General features: G+C 62.4%; 10 protein-coding genes. All 10 read left to right on the top strand.

The window, feature by feature from the left end:
• On the top strand, window positions 1-555 hold a 555-nt coding region (locus IWY39_RS23655), incomplete at its 5' end, for a copper resistance protein B (protein ID WP_196871745.1).
• Window positions 546-1,271 (top strand): PepSY domain-containing protein, encoded by a 726-nt coding sequence (locus IWY39_RS23650; protein ID WP_031290469.1) that lies wholly within the window; start codon window positions 546-548, stop codon window positions 1,269-1,271. The genes IWY39_RS23655 and IWY39_RS23650, both read left to right, overlap by 10 nt.
• Before the next feature lie 42 nt (window positions 1,272-1,313).
• Window positions 1,314-1,760 (top strand): DUF305 domain-containing protein, encoded by a 447-nt coding sequence (locus IWY39_RS23645; RefSeq protein WP_017502281.1) that lies wholly within the window; start codon window positions 1,314-1,316, stop codon window positions 1,758-1,760.
• Between the two features lie 71 nt (window positions 1,761-1,831).
• Complete coding sequence (locus IWY39_RS23640; RefSeq protein ID WP_017502282.1) at window positions 1,832-2,227, top strand: DUF305 domain-containing protein; 396 nt, start codon at window positions 1,832-1,834, stop codon at window positions 2,225-2,227.
• Between the two features lie 46 nt (window positions 2,228-2,273).
• Window positions 2,274-2,717 (top strand): DUF411 domain-containing protein, encoded by a 444-nt coding sequence (locus tag IWY39_RS23635; RefSeq protein WP_021243446.1) that lies wholly within the window; start codon window positions 2,274-2,276, stop codon window positions 2,715-2,717.
• A gap of 244 nt (window positions 2,718-2,961) precedes the next feature.
• Window positions 2,962-3,138, top strand: coding sequence for a hypothetical protein (locus tag IWY39_RS24245; protein ID WP_231377893.1), 177 nt, complete (start codon window positions 2,962-2,964; stop codon window positions 3,136-3,138).
• 103 nt (window positions 3,139-3,241) lie between these two features.
• Entirely contained in the window at window positions 3,242-3,526 is a 285-nt protein-coding gene (locus tag IWY39_RS23625) for a hypothetical protein (protein WP_021243444.1), read from the top strand.
• 135 nt (window positions 3,527-3,661) lie between these two features.
• Window positions 3,662-4,891: a TolC family protein gene (locus IWY39_RS23620; RefSeq protein WP_017502287.1), complete on the top strand. Its 1,230-nt coding sequence runs from the start codon at window positions 3,662-3,664 to the stop codon at window positions 4,889-4,891.
• Entirely contained in the window at window positions 4,888-6,381 is a 1,494-nt protein-coding gene (locus IWY39_RS23615; RefSeq protein ID WP_021243443.1) for an efflux RND transporter periplasmic adaptor subunit, read from the top strand. Before IWY39_RS23620 ends, IWY39_RS23615 begins: the two co-directional genes overlap by 4 nt.
• Window positions 6,378-9,521, top strand: a complete 3,144-nt coding sequence (locus tag IWY39_RS23610; RefSeq protein WP_021243442.1) for an efflux RND transporter permease subunit — start codon at window positions 6,378-6,380, stop codon at window positions 9,519-9,521. Before IWY39_RS23615 ends, IWY39_RS23610 begins: the two co-directional genes overlap by 4 nt.
• The last annotated feature ends 11 nt before the right edge of the window (window positions 9,522-9,532 follow it).

Here is a 9,532-nt window from a genome sequence, read left to right as displayed (position 1 = left end):
TTCGGCAAGGATCTCGATCGGCTGGTGGTCAAGACAGAGGGTGAGGGCGTTCTTGCTGGCAGAAGCGGCACCTACATGGAGACCGCAGAAGTTCAGGCGCTCTACAGTCGTGCACTCGACCCTTATTGGAACCTCCAGGCGGGTGTCCGTTACGATTTCAAACCCAACCCATCCCGTACTTATGCGACGATCGGTATTGAGGGGGTGGCGCCTTACTGGTTTGAGACCGAGGCTGCCCTGTTTCTGTCGAACAAAGGCGAGGTGTTGGGGCGGATCGAGGGCTATTATGATCAGCGTATCACGCAACGCCTCATTCTCCAGCCGCGCCTGGAAGTGAACCTTTCAGCACAAAATGTCCCGGAGACGCGGATTGGAGCGGGCATCACGAACGCCGAATTGGGACTGCGTTTGCGTTACGAACTGCGCCGCGAATTTGCCCCCTACATCGGCGTTTCTTACGACCGAAAGTTCGGGCGGACGGCGGACTATGCACGCTCAGACGGAGGGGACGTGAAGGCGGCCAGCTTTGTAATCGGTGTTCGGACCTGGTTCTGAGAAGCGCCAAACTCCGCTTCCACATCGGGGCTAGCCGCGTTCATCGCTGGTTAGCCCTGGTTATCGGCGTCCAGCTGCTGCTTTGGTTTGCGAGCGGTCTTGTCATGAGCCTGTTGCCGATCGAGCGAGTCCGCGGTGAACATCTCGTCGAGCGATCGTCGCCGGCGATATTGGAACAGTCGAGATCGCGCGCGCCGTTGGACCTAGTGTTGCGCGCGGCGACCAGACCCGTGCGTGAAGTCCGATATCGCGCGCTGCTCGGCCGCGAGATTGCGGAGGTCGAGTCTATCGATGGGACGATCTCACTCCACGATGCAGAAACAGGTCGTCGACTTGGTCCCGTGAACGCTGCGATGGCTCGCGCGGTGGCGATACAGGCCTACCGTGGTACGTCGGAGCCGCCGAGCGTGCGCCTGGTTGTGGCGTCGACCCCAGAATTCAAGGGCGTCCTGCCGGCCTGGCGGGTGGACTTCCCTGACCGCGAAGCGACCCGCGTCTATGTTGCCCAGAATAGTGGTCGGATCGTCGCTGTGAGAAATGGAACGTGGCGCCTGTACGATTTCTTCTGGGCGCTCCACATCATGGATTGGAAAAACCACGAAAATTTCAACACGCCGTGGTTGATGGCGTTTGCCGCAGGTGGTCTCGCATTGGCGATCGCGGGTTCGGCACTTTTGTATCTTCGGTGGCCGCGAAAGCGACGCCGCACGGGTTGAATAGTCAAGCAGGATCGGGGCGGGGGCCAAAGGAGACGACCAATGATGAAAAATGCCTATGCGAGCCTCGCCCTGCAGACCTTGGTTGGCGGCGTCATCATGTATCTGGTGATGTTCGTCATGATCGACAGCTTGGGGAGCTTCTACAACAACCTGAATATGCTCTACATGACGCTAATGATGGTGGCGCCCATGGTGGTGCTGATGGTCCTCGCGATGGGCCATATGTTCCCGTCGAAAAAGGCAAACGCGGCCCTTATATTAGGGTCAGTTGCGATATTCGCCGGATCATTTGCCCTCATCCGCACGCAAACAACGATCGGCGATACAGCATTCCTCCGATCGATGATCCCGCATCATTCGGGCGCGATCCTGATGTGCCGCGAGGCCTCCTTGAAGGATCCGGAAATCGTTCGTCTGTGCAGCGGCATCGAGGAATCTCAGCGCCGCGAAATCGATGAAATGAAGGCTATTCTAGCCCGCAAGTAGGCTTCGCGCTCCCGTTCCCGTAAATTTTGTGCCGCCTCACGAGGGAAATGGCGCGCCCATGCGTATTATCAATGCGGGGCGCTGAGGAGAGAATTGTGAAGAAAATAGTCCCCATCATCATCGCTGGATTGGTGGCCGCGCCGGCGATCGCCCAAATGCAGGGCATGGACCATAGCAAGATGGACATGCGCCAGACCATGAACCCCACGCCAGCCAATCCTTACCCGCCTGCAGAAATGGAGATGCATCAGAAGATGATGTCCGCCACGGGCAGCGATGCAACGGAGACCTGGGTGCGCAAGATGATCGAGCATCATCGCGGTGCGATTGCGATGTCACGCATCGTTTTGCGCGACACCAAGGACGCGCAGGTCCGAATGATGGCGAACAAGTCAATCACCGAGCAAACGCGAGAAGTGGGCGAGCTTCAAGGCTGGCTGAGAGCCCACAACAAGCGCGCCCAATAGACCTTTCCTCCCCCGCCCAGGGGCGGGGGAACCAATAAGGGATCGTATGACACTCAAATTTGCCCTCGCTGCGTTCATAGCAGCCTTCTCCGTCGCCAGCGCCGAAGCTGCCCCGATCATCATGCATCGTGACCCTGGTTGCGGTTGCTGCGAACAGTGGGCGGCCCAGGTGCGCAGACAATTTGGACAAAGCGTCAATATCGTCGACGACCAGCAACGCGGCCGCTTTCAACGCGCTCAAGGCGTGCCCGCTGCGCTGGCATCATGCCATACTGCAATTGTCGATGGCATAGTTTTCGAGGGCCACGTTCCCATTGCCGACATGAAGCGCGCGATCGCGAAGCGCCCGAAGGGCGTAAAGGGATTGGCCGTAGCGGGCATGCCGCTGGGTTCTCCGGGGATGGAAGTCCCCGGCCAAAAACCACAACCCTACTCTGTCATCGCCTTCGGATCGGCGGGTCAGACGGTATTTGCCCGACACGGCGGGTGACCATCTCGTTGATCTTTGATGCTACGAGGCGTAATAAATAACGGCTGTGAAACGCGTTTTGCAACTTCTTCTCCTTCTGGGAGCCATGGTTGGCTTGATTGGCCAAGCGGCGGCCTTTGCGTCCGCTCCGCCTGCGATGTCCGCCCCAATGGCCACGTCTGTGCAGGCCGTGGCTGGGATGTCGGAAGACTGCATGAAGATAATGGCACAGCAGCAACAACCTGCTCAGAAGCCTTGCAAGGGCATGACCCTGGAATGCATCGCGGCCATGGGCTGCGTCGTTCCGCTGGCCGTTCGTAATGACGCGCCTATGCTGGAAGCACGCGAAGCCAGTCCAGCTCTGCCCTTCTGGGCAACCATCACTGTCCTGCACGGCAGTGACCTCACTCCCGAACCGGAACCACCGACTCTCCTTGGCTGATCGACACCGGCTGCCAGGCTGACAGGATTCTTGCGTCTATCGCGCATCTGAAAATCCTGTCTGACCCGCGGCTACCACGATATTTTGCCCAAGGATTACAGTCATGAAGAACCGTGTTTTCTATGCCCTGCTGGGCATTGCGCTTGCCGCTCCCGTTGCCGCTTTCGCCGGCGAACCCAACACAAACTCGCAGTCTGGCCATTATGAATGGCGTCAATCGCCAAACTATGGCCCGCGTGCGCCATCTATGAGCCCCCGTCGCGTCTGGGTGCCCGATGCTCCGCAGATGGCGAACTGCAACTGCGACATGATGAAGATGAGCGCGGCGGACTGCATGAAGGAGATGCATAGCATGGCATCGCCTTCGTCGGCTCCCTCGGCCGGCTAGGCACAGCCTCTGGCCGTGTAAGGTCGCATAGACGGCCAGGCCAGCAGTGGCGGCGGGATTGCCCCCATCCCGCCGCCACTGACATGCCTGCCAGAGTGCGCGACGCCGGCCTGATCCTCCGATCAGGAGTTTTCCATGCGATTGTTTGTTTGTCTGCCGCTGCTCGCGGCGATCCCCGGCGTTGCATTCGCTGGTCCCCTCACTTTCGACGCTGCGCTCCAGCGCGCGCGGCAGGAAGCGCCGTCGATCAAGGCCAAGGCGCTCGCCGCCGAGGCCGCTCGTTCCGCTCGTGGCGGCGCCGGATCGCTACCTGATCCGACTCTGGCCGTTGGGCTCGACAGTTTCCCGATCTCGGGGCCATTGGCGTTTGCTCCCGGGCAGGACAATTTCACGATGGCGCGGGTGGGCGTGTCCCAGGATATTCCCAACCTCGCCAAGCGCCGTGCGCAACGCGCCCGCGCTGACAGCGATATCAAGGCTGCAGATGCCGACACCGCATTTGAGGCGCGTTCGGTTGAGGTCGGCACTGCGCTTGCCTGGATCAACCTTGCCTATGCCGAGCGCCGGCTGACCGCGCTTGATGATCTTCTAGCCCGTCTGGAGCGCGTGGTGCGGACAACGCCCAGTGCCGTCGCGTCGGGCAATGCCCGGCCTGCGCAGACTCTTGCCGGCCGACAGGCTATCGCCTCATTAGAAGATCGTCGCAGCGAACTGGTCTCAAACATAGCGCGGGCACGGGCTGCTCTGACGCGATGGACGGGTGACCCGGCGCCTGAAATTGCCGGATCTATTCCCGACTTCCCTGTCGATGGGGCCGAACTGCGCGCTGGCCTGGATCGCCTTCCCACCATGGCAATGATCGACGCCCAGTCCGGTCAGGCAATGGCCGATGTGCGTATGGCCGATGCCAACCGCCGTTCCGACTTCGGGGTGAACCTTGCCTATCAACGCCGCGACCCTCGTTTTGGAGATTATGTGTCAGCCGGTGTGACGGTCAGTCTGCCCTTCTTCACCCGCAGTCGACAGAATGCGGGCATTGCGGCGGCCCAGGAGAATGCCGGACGCATCCTGGCCGAACGCGACGCGGCCCTGCGGGCGCTGGCCGCTGATCTCGAAACCGATCTTGCGGACCATATCATGCATCATGAACAGTGGCTGCGCGCGCGGGACACATTGCTGCCACTCGCCGAGCAGCGGGTGACGTTGGAGACGGCAAGCTACGGGGCAGGTCGCGCCAATCTTGTCGATATCGCGGATGCCTATGCGGCCCTTGCCGACGTCACCCTCAACACTCTCGACCGTGAAGCCCTTGTCGCTGCTGACGGTGTTCGACTGAACCTTACGTATCGGAGCGAATCGCAATGAGCCATTTCACAATCCCTCGGGGCGGCCTTTTCGGTGCCGCGGCGCTGCTCGCGGTCGCCGCTGGCGGGGTCGGTTTCACCATCTCTGAATGGAGAGGAGGATCACCCGACGCTACGGCCGCCAAACCGCCGGCACGCAAGATCCTCTATTGGTATGACCCGATGATCCCCGCTGAGCATCATGACGGTCCAGGCCTGTCGTCGATGGGAATGCAAACAATCCCGCGCTATGCGGATGAGGTGGGGGCAAGCGCGGCACAGCCGGGAATATCGATCGACCCGTCCGCCTCCCAGGCGCTCGGGATGCGAACGGTGGCTGTGCGGCGCGGCGAATTGGCGAGCAGTCTCACCGCCACCGGCACGATCGACTTCAACCAGCGCGACGTTGCGATCGTTCAGGCGCGTGCAGGCGGCTTCGTTTCCCGTGTCTATGGCCGCGCACCTGGTGATGTGATCGGTGCAGGCGCGCCGCTTGCCGATGTTCTGGTGCCGGAATGGGGCGGCGCACAGACCGAGTTTCTGGCGGTCCGCCGCACCGGCAACGCCGCTCTGATCCAGGCCGCGCGTCAACGGCTCATGCTGCTCGGCATGCCCTCCGGCACGATCGCATCGGTCGAGCAAACCGGACGACCGCATAATGTGATCACCATCTCCACGCCCACGGGCGGCGTGATCAAGACGTTGAACGTGCGGGGCGGCATGACCTTGATGGCAGGCCAGACGCTTGCCGAGGTCAACGGGCTCGGCACGGTCTGGTTGAATGCCGCCGTGCCCGAAGCGGTCGCCGGTCCCTTGAAGCCTGGACAAGCGGTGCGAGCCGCGCTTGCAGCCTTCCCCGGCGAAACCATCTCCGGGCGTGTCTCGGCGATCCTGCCCACGACTCAGGTCGACAGCCGGACGCTCACGGTGCGGATCGAGCTGCCCAACCGCGGCGGGCGCTTGCGGCCCGGCATGTTCGCGACCGTGTCGTTCGGCGGCAGTACGCAGCCGGCATTGCTGGTGCCGTCCGAGGCGCTGATCCGCACCGGCAAGCGGACGTTGGTGATGCTCGCGCTCGACAAGGGGCGTTACCGCCCCGCCGAGGTACAAACCGGGCGCGAATCCGGTGACGATACCGAGATATTGGCTGGCCTAAGCGAAGGTGAAAAGATCGTCGCCTCGGGCCAGTTCCTGATCGACTCCGAGGCGAGTTTGTCCGGCGTCGAAGCGCGGCCGATCGGTGGCAGCGCGCCGCCGGCAATTGCCAAACCCACAGCTGTAGCCGCGCTGTACGAGACCGTCGGCAAGATCGAACAGATCACCACCACTTCGGTGACGCTCAGCCATGAGCCGGTGCCCGCCATCGGCTGGCCGGCAATGACGATGACCTTCCAACTTCCAGACCCGAAGATCGCGCGGGGCCTGAAGACTGGCGATCGCGTCCGCTTCGGCTTCGACCAGCCACCGGCCGGACCGACGATCCGGCGTTTGGCGAAGGTTGCCGACCAATGATCGCCCATCTCATCCGCTGGTCGGTCAAGAACCGCTTCTTCGTCCTGATCGGCGTGCTGGCCCTCATCGGTGTAGGCGTCTGGGCGGTGCGATCGACCGCGATCGACGCGCTGCCCGATCTCTCCGACACCCAGGTCATCATCCGCACCAGCTATCCGGGACAGGCGCCGCAGATCGTCGAGAATCAGGTCACCTATCCGCTCACCACCACCATGCTCTCGGTCCCCGGCGCCAAGACGGTGCGCGGCTATTCCTTCTTCGGCGACAGCTTCGTCTATGTGATCTTCGAGGACGGCACCGATCTCTATTGGGCGCGCAGCCGCGTACTCGAATATCTCAACCAGGTGCAGGGACGATTGCCGGCGAGCGCGCGTAGTGCGCTCGGTCCAGACGCGACCGGGGTCGGCTGGGTCTATGAATATGCGCTGGTTGACAAAACCGGCCGGCACGATCTTGCCCAGCTTCGCGGGTTTCAGGACTGGTTCCTGCGCTACGAGTTGAAGACCGTCCCGGGCGTCGCCGAGGTTGCCAGCATCGGTGGGATGGTGAAGCAGTACCAGGTGCTGCTCGATCCGGTGAAGCTCGCCGCCTATGGGATTACCCACAGCCAAGCGGTCCAGGCGATCCAGCAGGCCAATCAGGAAGCGGGCGGCTCGGTGCTGGAGATGGCCGAGGCCGAATATATGGTCCGCGCCTCGGGCTATCTGAAGACGCTCGACGATTTCCGCGCGATCCCGCTCAGAACCGCTGCGGGCGGCGTGCCCGTGCGGCTAGGCGATGTCGCCACGATCCAGATCGGCCCCGAAATGCGGCGCGGCATCGCCGAATTGAACGGCGAAGGCGAGGTCGCCGGCGGCGTGGTGATATTGCGCTCGGGCAAGAACGCCCGGGAAACGATCGCGGCGGTCAAGGACAAGCTGGCGGACCTCAAGAAGAGTCTGCCGCCCGGCGTCGATGTGGTGACGGTCTATGACCGTTCACAGTTGATCGACCGCGCCGTCGCGAATCTCACCCACAAGCTGATCGAGGAGTTCATCGTCGTCGCGATCGTCTGCGGCCTGTTCCTCTGGCATGTTCGCTCGGCGCTGGTCGCGATCCTGACCTTGCCGCTGGGCGTCCTCGCGGCATTTACCGTGATGCGGTTCCAGGGGGTGAACGCCAACATCATGTCGCTCGGCGGCATCGCCATTGCCATCGGTGCGATGGTCGATGCGGCCGTGGTCATGATCGAGAATGCCCACAAGAAGATCGAGCGCTGGGAGCAGGATCACCCGGACAAGCATCTCGAAGGCGAAATGCGCTGGATCGTCATCACCGAAGCTGCTGCCGAGGTCGGACCGGCGCTGTTCTTCAGCCTGCTGATCATCACGCTGTCCTTCATTCCCGTGTTCACGCTCGAAGGACAGGAGGGCAGGCTGTTCGCACCGCTCGCCTTCACCAAAACCTATGCGATGGCGTCAGCGGCGATCCTGTCGGTGACCCTGGTGCCGGTGCTGATGGGTTTGCTGATCCGGGGAAAAATCCCGCCCGAGCAGTCGAACCCGGTCAATCGCTGGCTGACCAATATCTATCGACCCGCGCTCGACTGGACGATGCAGCGACCGAAGACAGTGCTGCTGATCGCGGCACTCGCCTTTGCGACCACGGCCTGGCCGCTCACACGCCTTGGCGGTGAGTTCATGCCGAATATGGACGAGGGCGACCTGCTCTACATGCCGTCAGCGCTTCCCGGCCTTTCGGCGGCGAAGGCGTCGCAACTGCTCCAGCAGACCGATCGGCTGATCAAGACCGTGCCTGAGGTCGAGAGCGTGTTCGGCAAGGCCGGGCGCGCGGAGACTGCAACCGATCCGGCGCCGCTGGAGATGTTCGAGGCCACGATCCAGTTCAAGCCACGCGATCAGTGGCGGCCGGGGATGACGCCCGACAAGCTGGTCGAGGAGCTTGATCGCACGGTGAAGCTCCCCGGCCTCGCCAATGTTTGGGTGCCGCCGATCAGGAATCGCATCGATATGCTCGCCACCGGCATCAAGAGCCCGATCGGGGTCAAGGTGTCGGGTGCCGATCTCGCCCAGCTTGATCGCGTCGCGCATGACGTCGAGGCGGTGGCCAAGACCGTACCCGGCGTCAGCTCGGCGCTCGCCGAACGGCTGACTGGTGGACGTTATGTCGACGTCGACATCAACCGGGCGGCCGCCGCTCGGCTCGGGTTGAACGTCGCCGACGTTCAGGCGATCGTCTCGGGCGCGATCGGCGGGGAGACGATCGGCGAGACAGTGGAGGGGCTTGCGCGTTATCCGATCAGCGTGCGCTATCCGCGTGAGCTGCGCGACAGCCTTGAAGGGCTGCGCACCTTGCCGGTTCTGACCCCGTCGGGACAACAGATCACGCTTGGCACGGTGGCAAATATATCGATCGCAGAGGGGCCGCCGATGCTCAAGACCGAGAACGCACGGCCCTCGACCTGGGTCTATGTCGACGTGCGCGGGCGCGACCTCGCCTCGGTAGTCGGCGACCTGCAACGCGCGGTGGCGAAACAGGTCAGGCTTTCGCCCGGCGTCAGCCTCGCTTATTCTGGCCAGTTCGAATACCTCGAGAGGGCAGTCGACAAGCTAAAATTGGTCGTACCGGCAACGCTGTTGATCATCTTCGTACTGCTTTACCTGATTTTCGGACGGTTCGATGAAGCCGCGCTGATCATGGGGACCCTGCCGTTCGCGCTGACCGGCGGGATCTGGACGCTCTACCTGCTCGGTTTCAACCAGTCGGTCGCGACCGGAGTCGGGTTCATCGCGCTCGCTGGCGTCTCCGCCGAGTTCGGCGTGGTGATGCTGATCTATCTCAAGAACGCATTGGAGGAGCGCGAGAACCATTCGGATGCTGCCGAGGTCGAGGCGGCGGTGCGTGAAGGCGCGCTGCTGCGTGTCCGGCCGAAGGCAATGACCGTCGCGGTGATCCTCGCAGGCTTGCTGCCGATCCTGCTCGGCTCGGGCGCTGGCTCCGAAGTGATGAGCCGGATCGCTGCGCCGATGATCGGAGGCATGCTGACCGCGCCGCTGCTGTCGATGTTCGTCCTTCCTGCCGCCTATCTTTTGCTCCGGCGGCCGAAGAGCAAGCCCTTACCTCAACCTCTCATTTCATGAAGGAGAAGACC

The organism is Sphingobium sp. JAI105, assembly GCF_015752145.1.
GTDB lineage: Bacteria > Pseudomonadota > Alphaproteobacteria > Sphingomonadales > Sphingomonadaceae > Sphingobium > Sphingobium xenophagum.
The sequence above is the reverse complement of the archived record's forward strand: the minus strand, read 5'-3'. Positions and strand labels throughout refer to the sequence as shown.